The sequence below is a fragment of the Pseudomonas sp. NPDC090755 genome (genome assembly GCF_044769005.1).
Taxonomy (GTDB): domain Bacteria; phylum Pseudomonadota; class Gammaproteobacteria; order Pseudomonadales; family Pseudomonadaceae; genus Aquipseudomonas.
On sequence record NZ_JBIVXC010000011.1, the window covers coordinates 126290 to 147192 of the forward strand.

At 62.3% G+C, this 20903-nt stretch carries 18 protein-coding genes and 1 other RNA gene; 11 read left to right on the forward strand and 8 right to left on the reverse strand.

Features of this window, described 5'->3' with window-relative positions:
- The first annotated feature begins 2 nt into the window (after positions 1-2).
- Together ACIQUS_RS17410 and ACIQUS_RS17415 are read left to right on the forward strand one after the other, a co-directional pair.
- Positions 3-1013 carry a branched-chain amino acid ABC transporter permease gene (locus ACIQUS_RS17410; protein ID WP_403048824.1) on the forward strand — a complete coding sequence of 337 codons (1011 nt, stop codon included), beginning with the start codon at positions 3-5 and terminating at the stop codon, positions 1011-1013.
- A 76-nt stretch (positions 1014-1089) separates the two neighbouring features.
- Entirely contained in the window at positions 1090-2358 is a 1269-nt protein-coding gene (locus tag ACIQUS_RS17415) for an OprD family porin (protein WP_403048827.1), read from the forward strand.
- 142 nt (positions 2359-2500) lie between these two features.
- Here the strand turns inward: ACIQUS_RS17415 and ssrA are convergent.
- The 5 genes from ssrA to ACIQUS_RS17440 form a co-directional block, all read right to left on the reverse strand.
- Positions 2501-2892, reverse strand: a transfer-messenger RNA (tmRNA) gene (gene ssrA, locus ACIQUS_RS17420).
- A 95-nt stretch (positions 2893-2987) separates the two neighbouring features.
- Positions 2988-3260, reverse strand: coding sequence for a hypothetical protein (locus tag ACIQUS_RS17425; RefSeq protein WP_403048830.1), 273 nt, complete (start codon positions 3258-3260; stop codon positions 2988-2990).
- Positions 3261-3316: 56 nt separating this feature from the next.
- Positions 3317-6127 carry an FAD-binding and (Fe-S)-binding domain-containing protein gene (locus ACIQUS_RS17430; protein ID WP_403048833.1) on the reverse strand — a complete coding sequence of 937 codons (2811 nt, stop codon included), beginning with the start codon at positions 6125-6127 and terminating at the stop codon, positions 3317-3319.
- A 77-nt stretch (positions 6128-6204) separates the two neighbouring features.
- Positions 6205-7350: an FMN-dependent L-lactate dehydrogenase LldD gene (gene lldD / locus ACIQUS_RS17435; RefSeq protein WP_403048835.1), complete on the reverse strand. Its 1146-nt coding sequence runs from the start codon at positions 7348-7350 to the stop codon at positions 6205-6207.
- 70 nt (positions 7351-7420) lie between these two features.
- Positions 7421-9088: a lactate permease LctP family transporter gene (locus ACIQUS_RS17440; RefSeq protein ID WP_403048838.1), complete on the reverse strand. Its 1668-nt coding sequence runs from the start codon at positions 9086-9088 to the stop codon at positions 7421-7423.
- Positions 9089-9344: 256 nt separating this feature from the next.
- Here ACIQUS_RS17440 and ACIQUS_RS17445 point away from each other — a divergent pair, with 256 nt between their 5' ends.
- Positions 9345-10112, forward strand: coding sequence for a GntR family transcriptional regulator (locus ACIQUS_RS17445; RefSeq protein WP_403048841.1), 768 nt, complete (start codon positions 9345-9347; stop codon positions 10110-10112).
- A 90-nt stretch (positions 10113-10202) separates the two neighbouring features.
- Here the strand turns inward: ACIQUS_RS17445 and smpB are convergent, their stop codons facing one another.
- Entirely contained in the window at positions 10203-10685 is a 483-nt protein-coding gene (gene smpB / locus ACIQUS_RS17450) for an SsrA-binding protein SmpB (RefSeq protein WP_285861953.1), read from the reverse strand.
- 168 nt (positions 10686-10853) lie between these two features.
- On the opposite strand from smpB, the gene ACIQUS_RS17455 reads away from it, so the two are divergent.
- Together ACIQUS_RS17455 and ACIQUS_RS17460 are read left to right on the forward strand one after the other, a co-directional pair.
- Positions 10854-11288: a type II toxin-antitoxin system RatA family toxin gene (locus ACIQUS_RS17455; protein WP_403048845.1), complete on the forward strand. Its 435-nt coding sequence runs from the start codon at positions 10854-10856 to the stop codon at positions 11286-11288.
- A complete protein-coding gene (locus ACIQUS_RS17460) occupies positions 11281-11598 on the forward strand; it encodes an RnfH family protein (protein WP_403048848.1) in 318 nt (105 codons plus the stop codon). Before ACIQUS_RS17455 ends, ACIQUS_RS17460 begins: the two co-directional genes overlap by 8 nt.
- A gap of 58 nt (positions 11599-11656) precedes the next feature.
- On the opposite strand, the gene ACIQUS_RS17465 is transcribed toward ACIQUS_RS17460, so the two are convergent.
- Positions 11657-12199 (reverse strand): outer membrane protein assembly factor BamE, encoded by a 543-nt coding sequence (locus ACIQUS_RS17465; RefSeq protein ID WP_403048851.1) that lies wholly within the window; start codon positions 12197-12199, stop codon positions 11657-11659.
- Positions 12200-12296: 97 nt separating this feature from the next.
- On the opposite strand from ACIQUS_RS17465, the gene fur reads away from it, so the two are divergent.
- Positions 12297-12701, forward strand: a complete 405-nt coding sequence (gene fur, locus ACIQUS_RS17470) for a ferric iron uptake transcriptional regulator (protein ID WP_285861957.1) — start codon at positions 12297-12299, stop codon at positions 12699-12701.
- A gap of 69 nt (positions 12702-12770) precedes the next feature.
- Here fur and recN read toward each other — a convergent pair whose 3' ends face one another.
- Positions 12771-14444 carry a DNA repair protein RecN gene (recN, locus tag ACIQUS_RS17475; RefSeq protein WP_403048855.1) on the reverse strand — a complete coding sequence of 558 codons (1674 nt, stop codon included), beginning with the start codon at positions 14442-14444 and terminating at the stop codon, positions 12771-12773.
- A 230-nt stretch (positions 14445-14674) separates the two neighbouring features.
- On the opposite strand from recN, the gene grpE reads away from it, so the two are divergent.
- The 5 genes from grpE (at position 14675) to carA (ending at position 20841) form a co-directional block, all read left to right on the forward strand.
- On the forward strand, positions 14675-15229 hold the full coding sequence (gene grpE, locus ACIQUS_RS17480) for a nucleotide exchange factor GrpE (RefSeq protein ID WP_403048858.1): 555 nt from the start codon (positions 14675-14677) through the stop codon (positions 15227-15229).
- 101 nt (positions 15230-15330) lie between these two features.
- Entirely contained in the window at positions 15331-17250 is a 1920-nt protein-coding gene (dnaK, locus tag ACIQUS_RS17485) for a molecular chaperone DnaK (RefSeq protein WP_403048861.1), read from the forward strand.
- 209 nt (positions 17251-17459) lie between these two features.
- A complete protein-coding gene (dnaJ, locus tag ACIQUS_RS17490; RefSeq protein WP_403048864.1) occupies positions 17460-18584 on the forward strand; it encodes a molecular chaperone DnaJ in 1125 nt (374 codons plus the stop codon).
- Between the two features lie 13 nt (positions 18585-18597).
- Positions 18598-19401, forward strand: coding sequence for a 4-hydroxy-tetrahydrodipicolinate reductase (gene dapB, locus ACIQUS_RS17495; protein ID WP_403048867.1), 804 nt, complete (start codon positions 18598-18600; stop codon positions 19399-19401).
- A 303-nt stretch (positions 19402-19704) separates the two neighbouring features.
- The gene (gene carA, locus ACIQUS_RS17500; RefSeq protein WP_403048870.1) at positions 19705-20841 is read left to right on the forward strand and encodes a glutamine-hydrolyzing carbamoyl-phosphate synthase small subunit; all 1137 of its coding nucleotides are present in this window, start codon (positions 19705-19707) and stop codon (positions 20839-20841) included.
- The last annotated feature ends 62 nt before the right edge of the window (positions 20842-20903 follow it).

Below are 20903 nucleotides of genomic sequence, written 5' to 3' on the forward strand. Positions count from 1 at the left end.
AGATGACGAGTCTGCAGATCAAGCCGGCCGCTGCGCGCCTGCAACCCCAGGTCGTTCTGGAGCGGCAACAGGCGGCCAGCCGCCGCAAGCGCGGGTTCTACCTGGCATTGTTTGCCGTTGCCCTGGTGGCGCCCATGGCGATCTACCCGGTGTTTTTGATGAAGTTGCTGTGTTTTGCCCTGTTCGCCTGCGCCTTCAACCTGCTGCTGGGGTATGCCGGCCTGCTGTCCTTCGGCCATGCGGCGTTCCTGGCCACCGGCGGCTATGTCACCGGCTTTTTGCTCAGTCACTACACGGGCCTTGGCACGGAGCTCGGGATTCTCGCCGGCACCCTGGCATCGGCCGTGCTCGGCCTGGTGTTCGGGCTGCTGGCGATCCGCCGGCAGGGCATCTACTTCGCCATGATCACCCTGGCATTGGCCCAGCTGGTGTTCTTCATCTACGTCCAGGCCCCGTTCACCGGCGGCGAAAACGGCCTGCACGGCGTACCGCGCGGCACCTTGTTCGGTGTGTTCGACCTGAGCAACAACTTGACGCTGTACTACTTCGTGCTGGCGGTGTTCGTGTTCGGTTACGCGGTCATCCAGCGCACCATCCACTCGCCGTACGGCCAGGTGCTCAAGGCGATCCGTGAGAATGAACCTCGGGCGATTTCCCTGGGCTACAACGTCGATGCCCACAAGCTGCTGGCGTTCGTCATCTCGGCGGCGCTGACGGGCCTCGCCGGCTCGACCAAGACCGTGGTGTTCCAGCTGGCGTCGCTGACCGATGCGCACTGGCACATGTCCGGCGAAGTGATCCTGATGACGCTGCTCGGTGGTGTGGGCACGGTACTGGGGCCGCTGGTGGGCGCCACGGTCGTGGTCACGTTGCAAAGCTACCTGTCCAACGGCCCGCTGGGGGAATGGGTGCACGTGATCCTGGGAATGATCTTCGTCCTCTGCGTATTGCTGTTCCGGGTCGGCATTGTCGGCTGGGTACTCAAGCTCAGTCGCCGCAACTTCCACAACTGATTCGCTGCAATCGCTGTCGGGGGCCCGCGTGGACTTCGTGGGTGCGCATCACCACAACAATAAAAAAGAGAGTTATATGGACGTTATTCGTTTTGCCCGTGTTGTTCAGTGGTCTGGTATTGCCGGGGTTATCGGGGTCAGCGCGCCAGCGTCGGCTGCCTTTGTGGACGACAGCAAAGCCAGTGTGGAAGCGCGCAATTTCTACATGAACCGTGACTTCCGCCAGGCTGGCGCCCCGCAAAGCAAAGGTGAGGAGTGGGCGCAGGGTTTCATTCTGCGCATGGAGTCGGGGTACACCGAGGGGCCGGTGGGCGTGGGCATCGATGCCCTGGGGCAATTGGGCATCAAGCTCGACTCAAGCCCTGATCGCGCCGGGGTAACCGGCCTTTTGCCCCAAGGGCCGCAATCCAAGCGTGCCCCGGATGACTACAGTGAACTGGGTCTCACCGGCAAGCTGCGGGTTTCCAAGTCGACCCTCAAGGCGGGCACCCTGATACCCAAGTTGCCGGTCTTGCAGCCCAACGAATCACGCCTGTTGCCGCAGACGTTCCAGGGCGGGCAATTGAATTCGATGGAGCTCGACAACCTGAACTTCAACGCAGGCCGCCTGACGCAAGTCAGCCAGCGCAACTCATCGAACCGCGAAGACATGACGCTGATGAAAGGCCCGCGGCGCAACATCGTCACCGGAGCCAATGCCACCACCGACCAGTTCGATTTCATCGGTGCCGATTACAAGTGGACCAGCGCACTGACCACCGGCTATCACTATGCGCACCTGGACGACCTGTACAAGCAGCACTTCCTGACACTCACCCACCTCTGGCCGATCGCCGAGGGCCAGTCGCTCAAGTCCGATTTGCGCTGGTCCAGCGCGACCGACGACGGCAACAGTAACGTCGACAACCGGATGCTGGGCGCGATGTTCACCTACTCGCTGGGTGCCCATGCGTTCGGCGTCACCTACCAGAAAATGAGCGGCGATACCGGTTTTGCCAACGTCAACGGTGCCGATCCGTACTTGGTCAACCTGGTGCAGATCAACGACTTCGCCAACCAGGACGAACGCTCCTGGCAGGCGCGTTACGACTTCAACTTCGCCGGTATCGGTATTCCGGGCCTGACCTTCATGACCCGTTACGTCAAGGGCGACAACGTCAATCTGGGGGCCGCGCCAGGCGACGGCAAGGAATGGGAACGCAACACCGACATCGGCTACGTGATCCAGAGTGGCCCGCTGAAGAACGTCGGGATCAAATGGCGCAATGCGACCTACCGCACCAGCTTCACCAGCGACATCGATGAAAACCGTCTGATCCTCAGCTACACCCTGGCACTCTGGTAACAGGGTATAGACAGGCGGGGAAGATGCATTGCCCGTGGCGTGGGGTTGCCACAAAGCGGGCATCCCCCGGTCCGAACCTTTCGGACAGGCACAAAAAAGGCACTTGCGAGATTCGCCAAGTGCCTATTTTGTATTGCGTGTTTGGTGGAACCGGGGGGATTTGAACCCCCGTCCGCCAGTGCTCCGCTGTCGGTCCTACATGCTTAGCCGTGTCTATTGAGTTAATCCGCAGCCGCCCGACGGGCAGGGTGCTTTGGACGAGTTGTGTAAGTTTTAGCCACTTCGTCCACAACGTACTACGCGGCGATCCTGTTCTGTATGACAATCATTTCGGGTTTACAGGCATCCCCTGATGATTGCTGGAGCCGAAGCTACCAGAAGAGCGGGCTCAGCTGCTTACGCAGCGAGAGCGTAGCCCTCGTAGTTTTCGTCATTGGCAACTATAGAAAGTTGCAACAGTGGATTTACGAGTTCTGTTACCAACTCGGCATGCACCTAGAGTTTCACTACCGGCGTCGAATCCTAATCGGCCCCATGTGCAGCTCTAGCAGCGTTTTTCAACGCTTGAGCCCAGTATACGCCATCGGTCGGGCGACGTCGACTGCGGTTCCCGTCGCCCGATGAATTCGTTACTGGCCGCCTTTTTCGATATTGGCCAGGCGCTCCAGGACCTTGCTGGTGATAGCGATGCAATCTTTGTCATTTTTGCTTGCTTGTGCCGCCTTGGCTTTTTCAACGTCGTCGGTGATCGACTTGTCAAAGCCTTCGGAGGTCGCGCCGGCCATGGCCATGGCGTCGTTGATCTTCTGCAGGTTGGCGGTACACAGGTCTTCAGCCGCGAACACTGGTGAGGCAAGCAACGCGGCAGCAATGAACAGTCCGGAAATCGCAGTTCGCTTCATGTGAATCTCCTTGGCGCGATGGCCTTGGGAAAAGGGGCTTGTCCCGCGATCAGCGTTCAAAGGCTCCGAGGCCGGGTCACGCGGTCCACCAGATAAACTAGACCGTGATAATCAATCCCGCCATGGTTCGACAGGCCGATTTCACAGGTGCGGCTGGTGGAGATCCCTTCACTGCAATGCTGCACCGCGTCCTTGAGGCTGCGCAGCGAATGGGCGTTGAGCTGCGGAGTGGTAAAGCCCTTGTCACCGGCAAAACCGCAGCAGTGGATGCCTTCGGGTATCACCACCTGCTTGCTGCAGCGCCGGGCCAGGTCGATCAGCGCCTGGCTCTCGCCCAGGTGCTGGGTGCTGCAGGTCACGTGCACGGCGATGGGTTCGTCCTGGGGGGTGAACTCCAGTTTGTCGAGCAGGTGGGTGCGGATGAAGCGTACCGGGTCGTAGAGGTCCAGGCGGGTCTCGGCCAGGTCCTGGACCAGGCGCAAGGTGCAGGGGCTGGTGTCGCAGTAGATCGGATCAAGCCCGCCACGGCTGGCATGGAGCAGGGCGTTGATCAGTTCCTGGCGCTTGTGTTCGGCCTGCTCGGCATAGCCCTTGGAGGCAAACGGCTGGCCGCAGCACAGGCTGTCGGCGTTGTCCGGGAACACCACCTGGTAGCCGGCCTTTTCCAGCAGGGCGCGGGTCTTGTCCAGCAGCGAGGTCTGTTCGTGGTCGGCGGCGGCCGGACCCATCACCCGTGAGACGCAGGCGGCCAGGTAGACCACGCGGGGGCGTGCGTCGTTGCTGGCAGACGGCAGATGCAGCGCCTTCAAAGGTTGCGGCATGGCTGGCGTCCACTGCGGCACGCGGCCGTGGCTGAGGCGGCTGACGCTGGCGCTGATACGGCTCAGGCGCGGTGCGCCGAGCAGCTTGCGCGCACCATTGGCGGCACTCAAGGTCAAGCGCGCACCACTGAGTGCGGTGTGGAAATTCTCTGCCAGCCAGTCGGCGGTTTTCACATGTGCGGCCGCCTGGCCTCGCAGCTTCTTCACCAGCTCGCCGGTGTTGATGCCGACCGGGCAGCGCTGGGCGCACAAGCCGGTGGCGGCACAGGTGTCGATGCCCTGGTACTGGTAGTCACGTTCGAGCTCACGGGTATCGCTACCGGCACGTTTCTTCGCCTGGATATCGCGCCACATGACGATGCGCTGGCGCGGGCTCAGGGTCAGGCCCTTGGAGGGGCACACCGGTTCGCAGAAGCCGCACTCGATGCACTTGTCGACGATCTCGTCGGCGGCCGGCAACGGCTTGAGGTTCTTGAGGTGCAGTTGGGGATCGTCGGTCAGCACCACGTCGGGGTTGAGGATGCCGGCGGGGTCGAGCAGGCGCTTGAGCTGCCACATCAGTTGATAGGCATCGCTGCCCCATTCCAGTTCGACGAAGGGGGCCATGTTTCGCCCGGTGCCGTGCTCGGCCTTCAGCGAGCCGCCGTATTCCACGGCCACCAGTTGCGCGACATCGTCCATGAAGGCTGAGTAGCGCGCCACCTGCTCGGACGAGTCGAAGCCCTGGGTGAAGACGAAGTGCAGGTTGCCTTCCAGGGCATGGCCGAACAGGATCGCCTCGTCGTAGCCATGCTTGTCGAACAGCGCGATCAGGCGGTTGACGCCCTCGGCCAGTTTCTCCACCGGGAAGGTGACGTCTTCGATGATCACTGTGGTGCCGGTCTCGCGCACGGCGCCGACGGCCGGGAAGGTGTCCTTGCGGATGCGCCAGAGCTGGTTGTACACCAGCGGGTCTTCACTGAAGTCCACCTGCTTTTCCACCGGGAAGCCGGCAATGGACGCGCTGATCTGTGCCAGTTGTTCATGCAGCAGCGATTGCGTGGCAGCGCGGGATTCGATGAGCAGCGCGCAGGCACCGGCGGACAGGCTTTTCACCCACACCGGCATGCCCTGCATGTTCTCTACCGAGCGCAGGCTGCGCCGGTCGAGCAGCTCGACCGCCGAGACCGGTTGCTGCTTGAGTACCGGCACCGCCTTGCAGCAGGTTTCGACATCGGGGAAGACAATCAGCGCACTGGCCTTGTGCGGATGGTCCGGCACGGTGTTGTAGGTCACCGCGCTGATGAAGCCCAGGGTGCCTTCGGAGCCGACCATCAGGTGGGTGAGGATATCCAGGGGCTCGTCGTAGTCGACCAGCGCATTCAGGGACAGCCCGGTGGTGTTTTTCAGCCGGTACTTGTGCCGGATCTTCGTGGCCAGATCAGCGTTGGCGCGGGTCTGGCGGCCCAGTTCGCCGAGCTGTTCGAGCAGTGCGCCGTGGCTGTGGCGAAAAGCGCTGATGCTCTCGGGGCGTTCGCTGTCGAGCAAGGTGCCGTCAGCCAGCAAGAGGCGCATGCCGGCCAGGGTGTGGTAGCTGTTCTGCGCGGTGCCGCAGCACATGCCGCTGGCATTGTTGGCGACGATGCCGCCGATCTTGCAGGCATTGATCGAGGCCGGGTCCGGACCAATCTTGCGCCCGAAGGGGGCCAGCCAGGCGTTGGCCTGGGCACCGATGACACCTGGCTGCAGACGGATCTGCGCACCGCCATCGCGGATGTCGCGACCGTTCCAGTTATCGCCCAGCACCAGCAGCACCGAATCGCTGACGGCCTGGCCGGACAGGCTGGTACCGGCGGCGCGGAAGGTCACGGCAACCTGCTGGGCATGGGCTGCCTTGAGCAGGGTGGCGACTTCCTCTTCGCTCTCGACGCGGATCACCAGCTTGGGGATCAGGCGGTAGAAGCTGGCGTCGGTGCCGAAGGCCAGGGTCGAGAGCGGATCGTCGAAACGCCGCTCGCGGGGGATCAGGTGTTCAACCGTGTCGAGGAACGCGGCGGGCAGACTCATGCAATCTCCTCGCGGGGCATGGCATCTGACGCGCCGTGGGCCCCGGTCAATCAGGCGGTGTTCGTGCGGGCGCGCTATCAGGCGCCCAGTTCGCGTACCAGCGAATCGCGGGTGATCTCGCTGATGGACTTGGCGCCGGTGAGCACCATGGCCACGCGCATTTCCTTCTCGAACAATTCCAGCAGGTTCTTCACCCCGGCTTCGCCCGCGGTGGCGAGTGCGTAGAGGAAGGCGCGGCCGATCAGGACGGTGTCGGCGCCCAGGGCGATCATGCGCACCACATCCAGGCCACTGCGGATACCGGAGTCGGCGAGGATCTTCAGGTCACCTTTGACCGCATCGGCGATGGCGGGCAGGGCGCGGGCGCTGGAGAGCACGCCGTCGAGCTGGCGGCCGCCGTGGTTGGACACGACGATGCCGTCGGCACCGAACTTCACGGCGTCCTTGGCGTCCTGCGGGTCGAGGATGCCCTTGATCACCATCGGACCGTCCCAGAACTCGCGGATCCACTCCAGGTCCTTCCAGGAAATCGACGGGTCGAAGTTGGCGCCCAACCAGCCGATGTAGTCGGCAAGGCCGGTGGGGTTGCCGCGGTATTTGGAGATGTTGCCCAGGTCATGGGGCCTGCCCAGCAGGCCGACGTCCAGCGCCCACTGTGGATGGGTAACGGCCTGCCAGGCGCGACGCAGCGGCGCGTTCGGGCCGCTCATGCCGGAGTGGGCGTCACGGTAGCGGGCGCCGGGCACCGGCATATCGACGGTGAACACCAGGGTGGTGACACCGGCCGCCTTGGCGCGTTCCAGGGCGTTGCGCATGAAGCCGCGGTCCTTGAGCACATAGAGCTGGAACCACATGGGGCGGTCGATGGCCGGGGCGACTTCCTCGATCGGGCACACCGACACCGTCGACATCGTGAACGGAATGCCTTTGGCGGCAGCGGCGCGGGCGGCCTGGACCTCGCCGCGGCGGGCGTACATGCCGGTCAGGCCGACCGGCGCCAGGGCCACCGGCATGCTCAGGGTTTCGTTGAACAGCTGGGTCTCGAGGCTCAGCTCGGACATGTTCTTCAGCACGCGCTGGCGCAGGGCGATGCCGGCCAGGTCCTCGACGTTGTGCCGCAGCGTGTACTCGGCATAGGCGCCACCGTCGGCGTAATGGAACAGGAACGGCGGCAGCTTGCGTTGGGCTGCTGCGCGGTAGTCGGTAGAGGCAGAAATGATCATGTGCTCTCGCAGCGTTGGGTGAAAGGAGGCAGTGGCCAGGCGCGCTGCTGCGCGCCCGGCCTCAGTCACTTTAGTGAACCAGCATGCCGGTCAGCCAATAGGCCTGGATCAGGGTGATCAAGCCGACGATGGTGGCGAAGAACAGGCTGTGCTTGAGGGTGAAGCGGAACAGGTCCGATTCCTTGCCGACCAGGCCGGTGGCCGCGCAGGCTACGGCAATCGACTGTGGCGAAATCATCTTGCCGGTTACGCCACCGCTGGTGTTGGCGGCTACCAGCAGGGTGTCGTTGACCCCGATCTGGTGCGCAGTGGTGGCTTGCAGCGAGCTGAACAGGGCGTTGGAGGAGGTGTCGGAGCCGGTCAGGAACACGCCCAGCCAGCCGAGGAACGGCGAGAAGAACGGGAACGCGGCGCCGGTGCCGGCCAGGACCAGGGCCATGGTCGAGGACATGCCCGAGTAGTTGGTGACGAAGGCGAAAGCCAGGACCATGCCAATGGACAGGATCGGCCAGCGCAGCTCGTAGAAGGTCTCCTTCAAAGTGGTCAGACCAGTTTTGAGGTTGATCTTCAGCACCAGCATGGACAGCAGCGCCGAGAAGAAAATCGCGGTGCCGGTGGCGGAAATCGGGTCAAGCTTGAACACGGCCGGAATCGCGGTCGGGGTGGCGACGATCGGCGCCGACTTGATCACCAGTTGATCCAGGTGCGGGATGGCAAAGTTGAACACCCAGCTGTACATCGAACCGCCGGCAGCGAACATCGCCTTGAACGGCTTGAGGGTCCAGATGGTGACCAGCACGGTGAGGATCAGGAACGGCGACCAGGCCTTGAAGATCTGGCCGAAGCTGTACGGCGAAGGCTGGCTGCCACCACCGCTGACCACGGCGGCACCGACGCTGCCCTTGGCGCTGGCGAACGAACGCTTGGGCTGCCAGACCTTGAGGAACAGGGTCAGGGAAACCAGGCTGGCCAGGGCCGAGGTGATGTCCGGCAGTTCCGGGCCGATGAAGTTCGAGGTGAAATACTGGGTCACGGCAAAGCTCAGGCCGGCGACCAGGGCCGCTGGCCAGGTCTCTTTGACGCCACGCAGGCCGTCCATCATGAACACCAGCCAGAACGGCACGAACAGCGACAGCAGCGGCAGCTGGCGGCCGGTCATGGCGCCGATGTGGAAGGCGTCGATACCGGTCACTTGACCGGCGACGATGATCGGGATGCCCAGGGCGCCGAAGGCCACGGGTGCGGTGTTGGCGATCAGGCACAGGCCGGCGGCGTACAGCGGGTTGAAGCCCAGGCCCACCAGCAGGGCGGCGGTGATGGCCACCGGGGCACCGAAACCTGCCGCACCTTCCAGGAAGGCGCCGAAGCAGAAGCCGATCAGCAGCACTTGCAGGCGCTGGTCATCGGTGATCGACAGCACCGAGCTGCGGATCACTTCGAACTGACCGCTCTTGACCGTGAGTTTGTACAGGAACACCGCGGCAACGATGATCCAGGCGATGGGCCACAGGCCATAGGCAAAACCGTAACCGGCGGCGGCGAAGGCCATGTCGGCAGGCATCTGGAACGCGAAGATCGCTACCAGGATCGACAAGCCGAGGGTGATGCTGCCAGCGACGTGACCCTTGAGGCGGAACACCGCTAGGGCGAGGAAGAAGAAGACGATCGGGATGACTGCCGCGAGGGCGGACAGGCCAAGACTGCCAAGCGGACTGTAGAGCTGTTGCCAGGTTTGCATATGGGGTGGCCCCTAATTGTTGTTGGTCAGAGCACTGGCATTGGATAATTGGTAAGACCAATTTACAATGTCGAGGCGCTAGGTTAAAAGCCTCTTTGTGGGTGTGTCAATTTGTCTCGGTAAAACTTTCGTCGGGCGCGTGATGGGCGAAGGGGGCTGAGCGGCAGGGAAATTTGCCAACTGATGGGTGTCGGCAGGGTGCGGATAGGCCAGAATAGACAGCCCCGAACGCACTCGGGATCGTGGAGAGCATGTGATGGTTTTTGATCAGGTCCGCCAACGCCGTTTGTCTGACGATATTGTCGAGCGGCTTGAGGGGATGATTCTCGAGGGCACCTTGACCGCCGGTCAGCGGCTGCCTGCCGAACGGGCACTGGCCGAACAGTTCGGAGTGTCGCGACCGTCGCTGCGCGAAGCGATCCAGAAGCTGGTGGCCAAGGGCTTGCTGGTCAGTCGCCAGGGGGGCGGCAACTACGTGGCCGAGTCACTGGGCTCGACCTTCAGCGATCCGCTGCTGAAACTGCTTGAAAGCAACCCGGAAGCCCAGCGCGACCTGTTGGAGTTTCGCCATACCCTGGAAGCGTCCTGCGCCTACTACGCAGCCATCCGTGCCACCGAGCCGGACCGGGTGCGGCTCAAGGCGGCGTTCGATACCTTGCAGGACTGCTACACCCGCTCCGGCGAGGTGGATCGGGCCGAGGAGGGGGCGGCCGATGCGCGCTTTCACCTGGCAATTGCCGAGGCCAGCCACAACGCTGTGTTGCTGCACACCATCCGGGGGCTGTTCGACCTGCTCAAGCGCAATGTGGTGACCAACATCGGCGGCATGTACAAGCAGCGTGCGGAAACCCGCGACATGCTGATCAGCCAGCACCGTGAGCTGTACCTGGCGATTGTCGAAGGTCGCGCCGACGACGCGCGGGAGGTCTCCAGCCGGCACATTCTGTATGTGCAGGAAGTGCTCGATGAAGTGCGTGAGGAAGTGCAGCGCACAGCGCGGGCGGAGCGGCGTAGCGGGCGTTGAACTGATCGCGGGGCAAGCCCGCTCCTACAGGGCTCGCAATAACCCCGTGGGAGCGGGCTTGCCCCGCGATAATGTCGCGTCAGACAGAAGTCAGTCTTCGCGGCCCTTGTTGCGAACGGCGCGCTGCAATTCGCGGTCGGAATCACGCTCGCGCTGGGTATCGCGCTTGTCGTATTCCTTCTTGCCCTTGCCCAGTGCGATTTCGCACTTGATCAGGTGCTTGCTCCAATAGATCGACAAGGCCACACAGGTGTAGCCCTTCTGCTGGACGGACGCGTGAAGGCGCTCCAGCTCACGACGATTGAGCAGCAGTTTGCGGGTACGTGTCGGGTCGGCGATGACGTGAGTGCTGGCGGTGGTCAGCGGCGTGATATGGCTACCCATCAGCCAGGCCTCGCCGTCCTTGAGCACCACGTAACTGTCGGTCAGGTGCGCCTTGCCGGCACGCAGACTTTTTACTTCCCAACCGGACAGGACCAATCCGGCCTCGAACTTGTGCTCGATGAAGTAATCGTGACGCGCCTTTTTATTCTGCGCGATGGTCCCTGTCGGATGTTTCGTTTGTTTGGCCATAGGGGCGGCATTATAGGCAGTCGTCGCGCTGTCGGCTACGGGGTAGTCGTGCGCTTGAGCCCTTGCAGTGAATCCCGGACAATGCGCGCTGTTTTTTCTTGATGCGCTATGTGGCGCCCCTCGGCATTCTGGTTGTGTTTGCCGCTCAGCTTTGGAAGTGACGCCTGGATGACTACCCATATTCAACGCTCGGCCCTGCTGCCTTATCCCGCCCAGGCGCTGTACGACCTGGTCAACGATGTTGCGCGGTACCCGGAGTTCCTGCCCTGGTGCTCATCCAGTACCGTGCTGGAAACCAGTGACACGCAGATGCGTGCCAGCCTGGAAGTGGCCAAGGGTGGCATGAGCCAGAAGTTCGTCACCCGCAATGCGCTGGTGGCTGGGCAATCCATCGAGATGAACCTTGAAGAAGGGCCGTTCAATCAGTTGCACGGCCTGTGGATCTTCAAGCCCCTGGGTGATAAAGCCTGCAAGATCAGCCTGGACCTGTCCTTCGACTATGCCGGGCCACTGGTACGGGCGACCCTGGGGCCGCTGTTCAACCAGGCAGCCAACACCCTGGTCGACGCTTTCTGCCAGCGGGCCAAGCAAATCAATGGCTGAGAGCAGGGTGCAGGTCGAAGTGGTCTATGCCACTGCCGAGCGGCAGTGGTTGCTGGCGCTTGATGTTGCCCCGGGCACCACGCTGCGCGAAGCGGTGCGCTTGTCGGGAATTGTCGGGCAGGTGCCGGGCCTGGATGTAGAGGGCTGTCCCCTGGGGATTTTCGGCAGGGTCGTCAGCGACGCCGAGCAACAGGCGGTCAGCGAAGGTGACCGGATCGAGTTGTACCGGCCCTTGCTGGTCGATCCGAAGGAGGTACGCAAGCAGCGCGCCGCCAAGGTGGCGCGGGTGTTCAAGAAGGCCAAGCGGTAGCGCGCAGACACAAAAAAGCCCGGAGTATCCGGGCTTTTCTTTGCCTGTCGCCGGCGTGTTACGGCGAGGTTTCCAGCGGGGCAGGGGTCGGTACCGGAATGGCTTCGATGGTATCGACTTCTTTCTGGATCTTGTCTTCCAGGGAGCCTGGCTTGGCCGGCTTTTCCGGGGCGGGTTCGACGGGCTGGACCGCTTCGGCAGTGCCAGGCTGGGCCGGGCTGACGCTGGTATCGCCACTGCCGCCGAGGATTTCCTGGTCGCGGCTGACGCCCGGCATGAAGTCGCCGGACAGGCTGACCAGCTGGTCGTTGTCGTTGAAGAAAATGCTCATGCGCTCCTGCTGGCGCTGGCCACCACCAGGCTGCAGGCTGTACAGGTAATCCCAGCGATTGGTGTGGAAGGTATCCTGAATCAGCGGGTTGCCCATGATAAACCGTACTTGCCGACGGGTCATTCCAGGGCGTAATTGGTCTATCATATCTTGCGTAACGACATTGCCCTGCTGGATGTCAATTTTGTAAACCCCGGGAAACGAGCAACCGGCGAGTGCGAGCAGTCCCACGAGCGTGAGGCTGGTTAGCAAGAGCTTGGTGTTTTGCATCGGTGGGCGACTTCCACTATCTTGGCTGGACAACGTAAACCCCGATCATACCCGTATTCAGAGAAGCTGCGAAGCAGCATCGGCGAGAAAGCTGACCATGGTTGAAAATAGCGAACTGCGCAAAGCCGGTCTCAAGGTGACCCTGCCTCGAGTCAAGATTCTACAGATGCTCGACTCTACCGAGCAGCGTCACATGAGTGCCGAGGATGTCTACAAGGCGCTGATGGAGGCAGGCGAGGACGTAGGTCTGGCCACGGTCTACCGTGTTCTGACCCAGTTCGAAGCCGCAGGCCTGGTCGTGCGTCACAACTTCGACGGCGGTCACGCCGTGTTCGAACTGGCCGACGGCGGCCACCACGACCATATGGTCAACGTGGACTCCGGTGAGGTCATCGAGTTCTTCGACGTGGAAATTGAGAAGCGTCAGAAGGAAATCGTTGCCCAGCACGGTTTCGAACTGGTTGACCATAATCTGGTCCTGTACGTACGCAAGAAAAAGTAAGCAACAGTTTCTTGCTGCGCAGCATCAAAGGCGACCCTGGGGTCGCCTTTGTGCTTTATAGGGGTGGGATCAGGCCCTGCTGGTGACAACCATCTTGCGGGCGTGGGCCAGGGATTCCTTGGTCAGGTCGATGCCACCCAGCATGCGTGCCACTTCTTCTACCCGCTCGCGCTTGCCCAGGTTCGCCACGGCCGTGTGGGTGGCGTCGCTGTTGCGCACCTTGTGCACGAACAGGTGGTGATGGCCTTGTGCAGCCACCTGGGGCAGGTGCGTGACCGTCAGTACCTGTCCGCGCTCGCCCAGGCGGCGCAGCAATTGGCCGACGATCTCGGCGGTAGGGCCGCCGATGCCTACGTCCACTTCGTCGAAGACCAGGGTCGGAATGCGCGAGGTCTGGGCGGTGATGACCTGGATCGCCAGGCTGATGCGTGACAGCTCGCCACCGGAGGCGACCTTGGCCAGGCCCTTGAGCGGCTGGCCCGGGTTGGCGCTGACCAGCAACTCCACCTGCTCCAGGCCGTTGGGTGACAGGTCGTCGCCCTCATGGCGGTGCAGCTCGATGCTGAAGCGCCCGCCCGGCATGCCCAGGCGCTGGATCTCCTGCTCGACCGCGCCGGCCAGCTGGCTGGCGGCCTGCTGGCGCAGGGCGCTGAGTTCGCCGGCCTTGTCCTGGTAATGACGGGCAAAGGCGGCCAGTTCTTCACCGAGGCGCTCGATGGACTCGTCATTGGCGTTGAGGCCTTCGAGTTCTTCCATCAGGCGCTGTTGCAGGTTGGCCAGTTCGGTCGGGTGGACGCGATGCTTGCGGGCCAGGGTATAGATGCTGTCGAGGCGCTCTTCGAGTTGCTGAAGGCGCGCGGGGTCGGCGTCGAAGTGATCGAGGAAGCGGTTGAGTTCGCCCACGGCTTCTTCGACCTGGATCTGCGCGGTGGCGATCATGTTGGCGGCCTCGCCCAGTGCCTTGGGCGCATTCTGCACCGCGGTCAGGCGGTTGAGGCTGGCGGTCAGGGCGTTGAGCACATTGCCCGAGTCACTTTCGCTGCAGTGGTCGATCACCTGGCGGCAGATGCCGAACAGGGCCTCGGCGTTGGTCAGGCTCTTGTGTTCCTGCTCCAGGTGTTCAAGTTCGTTTTCGCCCAGGCCGAGGTTGTCGAGTTCTTCGAGCTGGTAGCTGAGCAACTGATGCTGCGCCCGCTGCTCATCACCGGAATTGGACAGTCTTTCCAGCTCCTGGCGGGTCTGGCGCCAGCGCTGGGCCGCGAGCTGGACCTGGCGGGCCAGGTCGGTGGCGCCGGCGTACTCGTCGAGCAGGCGGCGGTGGGTGTCGGTTTTCAGCAGCGACTGGTGCTCGTGCTGACTGTGGATATCGATGAGCAGTTCACCAACGGCCTTGAGGTCGCCGAGCGGGCAGGGCGTGCCGTTGATGTAGCCGCGGCTGCGGCCTTCGGCGGTGATCACCCGGCGCAGGATGCACGGGCCGTCGGTGTCCAGGTCGCGCTCGGCCAGCCAGGCGCGGGCCTCGGGAATGTCGGCGAGGTCGAAGGTGGCGAGGATGTCGGCCTTGTCGGCGCCCGGGCGCACCACGCCGCTGTCGGCGCGATCGCCCAGGGTCAGGCCCAGGGCGTCGAGCATGATCGATTTGCCGGCCCCGGTTTCACCGGTGATGACGCTCATCCCGCGGGCGAGTTCGAGGTCCAGGTGTTCGACGATGGCGTAGTTGTGTACGGACAGGTGCACCAGCATTGGGGCGGCTCCCAGGCGTGAAGTCTGGTTATTTATACAGTGTTTTCAAATCCGCTGACAATGGCTGCGCTTAGTTCGATTTGGTTATCAGGGTGGGGTGTTGATCGCGATGGGTTATGAACGAATCTGCACGCCGCGCGCTCTACCCCTTGAACCTGGGTTTTGCGACCCCATATAGCCGGCAGAAGCGCGAGTACGCCTCGCTGACATTATTCGAGAGGAGAGATTTTATGGCTGACGAACAGCTGGATGAACAGAATCTGAACGCCGAAGCCACTGGCGCGCAAGAGCTGAGCGCCCGCGTGCAGGTGCTCGAAGAGCAGCTGGCGGCGGCCCAGGATCAATCCCTGCGCACTGCGGCTGACCTGCAGAACGTGCGTCGTCGTGCGGAACAGGATGTCGAGAAGGCACACAAGTTCGCCCTGGAAAAATTCGCCGGTGACCTGCTGCCGGTCATCGACAGCCTGGAGCGTGGCCTGGAGCTGTCCAGTGCCGACGACGAAAGCATCCGCCCGATGCGCGAAGGCATCGAGCTGACCCTGAAGATGTTCCACGACACCCTCAAGCGCTACAACCTCGAGGCCATCGACCCGCACGGCGAGCCCTTCAATGCCGAGCACCACCAGGCCATGGCCATGCAGGAAAGCGCCGAGGTCGAGCCCAACAGCGTGCTCAAGGTGTTCCAGAAGGGCTACCAGCTCAACGGACGCCTGCTGCGCCCGGCGATGGTCGTGGTCAGCAAGGCACCTGCAGCGGTTTCGCCGTCGATTGACGAGCAGGCTTGAAATCGCTTCAGGCGTCCCCATCTAGGTGTCAAGCATTCAAGTATTACCGCAGTTAGCCACCACTGCTGCGGCAACCAAATTCAAGTTTCGGGAGAGTTAACATGGGCAAAATCATCGGTATCGACCTGGGGACTACCAACTCCTGCGTCTCGATCCTGGAAAACGGCAACGTCAAGGTCATCGAAAACGCCGAAGGCGCGCGTACCACGCCGTCGATCATCGCGTACGCCAACGATGGCGAGATCCTGGTCGGCCAGTCGGCCAAGCGTCAGGCCGTTACCAACCCGCACAACACCCTGTACGCGGTAAAGCGTCTGATCGGCCGTCGCTTCGACGAAGACGTCGTGCAGAAAGACATCCAGATGGTTCCGTACAAGATCGTCAAGGCTGACAATAGCGACGCCTGGGTCGAAGTCAACGGCCAGAAAATGGCGCCGCCACAGATCTCCGCCGAGATCCTGAAAAAGATGAAGAAGACCGCCGAAGACTACCTCGGCGAGCCAGTCACCGAAGCGGTCATCACCGTTCCGGCCTACTTCAACGACAGCCAGCGCCAGGCTACCAAGGATGCCGGTCGCATCGCAGGTCTGGACGTAAAACGTATCATCAACGAGCCAACCGCAGCTGCGCTGGCCTACGGCATGGACAAGGCCAAGGGCGATCACACCGTGATCGTTTACGACCTGGGCGGCGGTACCTTCGACGTGTCGGTGATCGAGATCGCTGAAGTCGACGGCGAGCACCAGTTCGAAGTACTGGCCACCAACGGCGACACCTTCCTCGGTGGTGAAGACTTCGACATCCGTCTGATCGACTACCTCGTCGACGAGTTCAAGAAAGAAAGCGGCATGAACCTCAAGGGTGACCCGCTGGCTATGCAGCGCCTGAAAGAAGCTGCTGAAAAGGCCAAGATCGAGCTGTCCTCGAGCCAGCAGACCGACGTCAACCTGCCGTACATCACTGCAGATGCCACCGGTCCCAAGCACCTGAACGTGAAGATTTCCCGCGCCAAGCTGGAATCGCTGGTCGAAGACTTGGTTCAGCGCACCATCGAGCCATGCCGCATCGCCATGAAAGACGCCGGTATCGACGTCAGCAAGATCGACGACGTGATCCTGGTTGGTGGCCAGACCCGTATGCCAATGGTGCAGAAGGCCGTTGCCGACTTCTTCGGCAAGGAAGCACGCAAGGACGTCAACCCGGACGAAGCCGTTGCCATGGGTGCAGCCATCCAGGGTGCGGTACTGGCCGGTGACGTGAAAGACGTACTGCTGCTGGACGTCAGCCCGCTGACCCTGGGTATCGAAACCATGGGTGGCGTGATGACCGCGCTGATCGAGAAAAACACCACCATTCCGACCAAGAAGTCGCAGGTGTTCTCGACTGCCGATGACAACCAGAGCGCCGTGACCATTCACGTGCTGCAGGGTGAGCGCAAGCAGGCTTCGCAGAACAAGTCCCTGGGCAAGTTCGACCTGGCCGAGATTCCGCCAGCACCACGTGGCGTGCCACAAATCGAAGTGACCTTCGACATCGACGCCAACGGCATCCTGCACGTAGGCGCCAAGGACAAGGCCACTGGCAAGACCCAGTCGATCGTGATCAAGGCCAACTCCGGTCTGTCTGACGAAGAAATTCAACAGATGATCCGCGACGCCGAAGCGAACTCGGAAGAAGATCGCAAGTTCGAAGAACTGGCCGCTGCCCGTAACCAGGGTGACGCACTGGTTCACTCGACTCGCAAGATGGTCGCTGACGCCGGTGACAAGGTCACTGCCGAAGAGAAGACCGCGATCGAAGCTGCCGTCGTTGCGCTGGAAGCTGCTGTAAAAGGCGACGACAAGGCTGTCATCGACGCCAAGGTCGAAGAGCTGTCGAAAGTATCGGCTCCGGTTGCCCAGAAAATGTACGCCGAGCAGCAGGCCGAGCAGCCTCAGGGTGGTGCCCAGCAGCACGCCGAGGAAGCGAAGCACGACGACGTCGTCGACGCCGAGTTCGAAGAAGTCAAAGACAACAAGTAATTGCTACAGGTTGTCGGCCGGTTGACTGCTTTCTAGTGGTTGGCTGGTAGGATGTCGCCGCGCGGGGGCTTGCTCCCGCGTTGGCGTGTCTGGAATACCCGAATTTTTACAGCATTTGTCGTGCTTCCTGGAGGGGGTGAGGCAGGTGCTGGCGGCACCGCGCGATATGCGCAGAGGTTTGCCGAACGTCCTCAAGAGTGCAAAGACTTATGGCAAAGCGTGACTATTACGAAGTTCTGGGAGTTGAGCGCGGCTCCAGTGAATCGGACCTGAAAAAGGCTTATCGTCGCCTGGCGATGAAGCATCACCCGGACCGTAATCCTGATGACAAAGAGTCGGAAGAGAAATTCAAGGAAGCCAACGAGGCTTACGAAGTTCTCTCCGATGCCAGCAAGCGTGCGGCTTACGACCAGTACGGCCATGCCGGCGTCGACCCGAGCATGGGCGGCGGTGGTGCGGGCTTTGGTGGTGCGAACTTCTCCGATATTTTCGGTGATGTCTTCAGCGACTTCTTCGGCGGTGGCCGTGGTGGTTCGCGCGGCGGTGCCCAGCGGGGCAGTGACCTGCGCTACACCCTGGAGCTGAACCTGGAAGAAGCCGTGCGTGGCACCACGGTCAATATCCGTGTGCCGACGCTGGTCAATTGCAAGCCGTGCGACGGTTCCGGTGCCAAGCAGGGCTCGTCGCCATCGACCTGTCCGACCTGTGGCGGTATCGGCCAGGTGCGCATGCAGCAGGGTTTCTTCTCGGTCCAGCAGACCTGCCCGCGTTGCCACGGCCAGGGCAAGATCATCACCGACCCGTGCGGCTCCTGCCATGGCGAAGGCCGTGTCGAAGAGTACAAGACCCTGTCGGTCAAGGTGCCGGCCGGCGTCGATACCGGTGATCGCATTCGCCTGTCCGGTGAAGGCGAGGCGGGCTCCCACGGCGGGCCGACCGGTGACCTGTACGTTGTGATCAACGTGCGCGAACACCCGATCTTCCAGCGCGACGGTAAGCATCTTTACTGCGAAGTGCCGATCAGCTACACCGATGCCGCCCTGGGTGGCGAGCTGGAAGTGCCGACCCTCGACGGTCGGGTCAAGCTGAAGATTCCGGAAGGCACCCAGACCGGCAAGCAGTTCCGTCTGCGTGGCAAAGGCGTGGCTCCGGTTCGCGGTGGTGGTGCCGGTGACCTGATGTGCCGGGTGGCGGTCGAAACCCCGGTCAACCTCAGCCGTCGCCAGCGCGAGCTGCTCGAAGAACTGCGTGACTCGCTGGAAGGTGACAGTTCCCATTCGCCCAAGGCCAGTGGCTGGTTCGAGGGTGTGAAACGCTTCTTCGGCGACTTGTAAGAAGGAATAGGGCATGCGACGTATAGCGGTAATGGGCGCGGCAGGGCGCATGGGCAAGACCCTGATCGAAGCGGTGCAGCAAGCGCCGGGCGCAGGCCTGACGGCCGCGGTCGATCGTCCGGACAGCACCCTGGTGGGTGCCGATGCGGGTGAGCTGGCGGCGCTGGGTCGGATCGGTGTGCTGTTGTCCGACGATCTGGCCAAGGTGGTCGACGAGTTCGACGTGCTGATCGACTTCACCCACCCTTCGGTGACCCTGAAGAACCTGGCGTTCTGCCGCAAGGCGGGCAAGGCCATGGTCATCGGTACCACGGGGTTCAGTGTCGAAGAGAAGCAGCTGCTGGCCGAGGCGGGCAAGGAGATCCCGATCGTCTTCGCCGCCAACTTCAGCGTTGGCGTCAACCTCAGCCTGAAGCTGCTGGACATGGCGGCGCGGGTGCTTGGCGATGACGTGGACATCGAGATCATCGAGGCCCACCACCGGCATAAGGTCGATGCGCCGTCGGGTACCGCGCTGCGCATGGGCGAGGTGGTTGCCAATGCGCTGGGTCGCAACCTGCAGGAAGTGGCGGTCTATGGTCGTGAAGGCCAGACCGGCGCACGTGATCGCCAGACCATTGGTTTCGCCACTGTGCGCGCCGGCGATGTGGTCGGTGACCACACTGTGCTGTTCGCTGCCGAAGGTGAGCGCCTGGAGATCACCCACAAGGCCTCCAGCCGCATGACCTTTGCCAAGGGGGCGGTGCGTGCCGCGCTGTGGCTGGACGGGCGCGAGCCTGGCCTGTACGACATGCAGGACGTGCTCGACCTGCGTTGATTGCTGCATGGGGCCGCTTTGCGGCCCATCGCAGGCTTCGCCAGCTCCCACAGGGTTCATTGTCGATCCTTGTGGGGTGGCCAATGATTTCCCGCCTCCCGATGCGCTCTGTCGCATTCCTGCGCCTTTCAGGCACATCAGTGGTAGACCAAAAAAGCGTTTTTCTGTAAGCTACAGCTTTAGTGTGTCCACTAAAAGCGCGCAGATAATTCGACGAAGAAAGCGGGGTGACGTGTCTATACGTCATTCCGCTTTTTTGCAACCTGCGATCGCCCCTTCAGGCTTGATTTACGGGAGGTCTTCTTGACTAAGCCAGCCATACTCGCCCTTGCCGATGGCAGCATTTTTCGCGGTGAAGCCATTGGAGCCGACGGTCAGACCGTTGGTGAGGTGGTGTTCAACACCGCAATGACCGGCTATCAGGAAATCCTGACTGACCCTTCCTATGCGCAGCAAATCGTTACCCTGACGTACCCACACATCGGCAACACCGGCACCACCCCGGAAGACGCCGAATCCGACCGCGTCTGGTCGGCCGGCCTGGTGATTCGCGACCTGCCCCTGATCGCGAGCAACTGGCGTAACAAGCAGTCCCTGCCTGACTACCTCAAGGCCAACAACGTGGTCGCGATCGCCGGTATCGACACCCGCCGCCTGACGCGCATCCTGCGTGAGAAGGGCGCGCAGAACGGTTGCATCCTGGCCGGCGACAACATCAGCGAAGAGGCTGCAATCGCCGCCGCTCGTGGTTTCCCGGGCCTGAAGGGCATGGACCTGGCGAAAGTCGTCAGCACCAAGAACAGCTACGAGTGGAACTCCAGCGTCTGGGAACTGAAGACCGACAGCCATGCGACCATCGCCGCCGCCGAGCTGCCGTACCACGTGGTTGCCTACGACTACGGCGTCAAGCTGAACATCCTGCGCATGCTGGTTGCCCGCGGCTGCCGCCTGACCGTGGTGCCGGCGCAAACCCCGGCCAGCGAAGTCCTGGCACTCAACCCTGATGGCGTGTTCCTGTCCAACGGCCCTGGCGATCCGGAGCCTTGCGACTACGCGATCCAGGCGATCAAGGACATCCTCGAAACCGAGATCCCGGTCTTCGGTATCTGCCTGGGCCACCAGTTGCTCGCCCTGGCCTCCGGTGCCAAGACCGTCAAGATGGCCAACGGTCACCACGGTGCCAACCACCCGGTCCAGGACCTGGATACCGGCGTGGTGATGATCACCAGCCAGAACCACGGTTTTGCGGTTGATGAAGCAAGCCTTCCGACCAACGTCCGTGCCATCCACAAGTCGCTGTTCGACGGTACCCTGCAAGGCATCGAGCGCACCGACAAGTGCGCGTTCAGCTTCCAGGGTCACCCTGAAGCCAGCCCGGGTCCGACCGACGTCGCGCCCCTGTTCGACCGTTTCATCGATGCCATGGCCAAGCGCCGCTGAGCACCTGGCGAGAAGGCCCTGGACCGGTGCAAGCCGCGTTCAGGTGCCGCCCCCACGATTGT

Coding starts and splice junctions, on each gene's coding strand:
- ACIQUS_RS17465 (WP_403048851.1), bottom strand. CDS start 12,199: ATGCAAAACACCAAGCTCTTGCTAACCAGCCTCACGCTCGTGGGACTG.
- recN (WP_403048855.1), bottom strand. CDS start 14,444: ATGCTGGTGCACCTGTCCGTACACAACTACGCCATCGTCGAACACCTG.
- dapB (WP_403048867.1), top strand. CDS start 18,598: ATGCGACGTATAGCGGTAATGGGCGCGGCAGGGCGCATGGGCAAGACC.
- lldD (WP_403048835.1), bottom strand. CDS start 7,350: ATGATCATTTCTGCCTCTACCGACTACCGCGCAGCAGCCCAACGCAAG.
- ACIQUS_RS17430 (WP_403048833.1), bottom strand. CDS start 6,127: ATGAGTCTGCCCGCCGCGTTCCTCGACACGGTTGAACACCTGATCCCC.
- ACIQUS_RS17460 (WP_403048848.1), top strand. CDS start 11,281: ATGGCTGAGAGCAGGGTGCAGGTCGAAGTGGTCTATGCCACTGCCGAG.
- ACIQUS_RS17455 (WP_403048845.1), top strand. CDS start 10,854: ATGACTACCCATATTCAACGCTCGGCCCTGCTGCCTTATCCCGCCCAG.
- ACIQUS_RS17425 (WP_403048830.1), bottom strand. CDS start 3,260: ATGAAGCGAACTGCGATTTCCGGACTGTTCATTGCTGCCGCGTTGCTT.
- ACIQUS_RS17440 (WP_403048838.1), bottom strand. CDS start 9,088: ATGCAAACCTGGCAACAGCTCTACAGTCCGCTTGGCAGTCTTGGCCTG.
- ACIQUS_RS17445 (WP_403048841.1), top strand. CDS start 9,345: ATGGTTTTTGATCAGGTCCGCCAACGCCGTTTGTCTGACGATATTGTC.
- fur (WP_285861957.1), top strand. CDS start 12,297: ATGGTTGAAAATAGCGAACTGCGCAAAGCCGGTCTCAAGGTGACCCTG.
- grpE (WP_403048858.1), top strand. CDS start 14,675: ATGGCTGACGAACAGCTGGATGAACAGAATCTGAACGCCGAAGCCACT.
- dnaJ (WP_403048864.1), top strand. CDS start 17,460: ATGGCAAAGCGTGACTATTACGAAGTTCTGGGAGTTGAGCGCGGCTCC.
- ACIQUS_RS17410 (WP_403048824.1), top strand. CDS start 3: ATGACGAGTCTGCAGATCAAGCCGGCCGCTGCGCGCCTGCAACCCCAG.
- smpB (WP_285861953.1), bottom strand. CDS start 10,685: ATGGCCAAACAAACGAAACATCCGACAGGGACCATCGCGCAGAATAAA.
- dnaK (WP_403048861.1), top strand. CDS start 15,331: ATGGGCAAAATCATCGGTATCGACCTGGGGACTACCAACTCCTGCGTC.
- ACIQUS_RS17415 (WP_403048827.1), top strand. CDS start 1,090: ATGGACGTTATTCGTTTTGCCCGTGTTGTTCAGTGGTCTGGTATTGCC.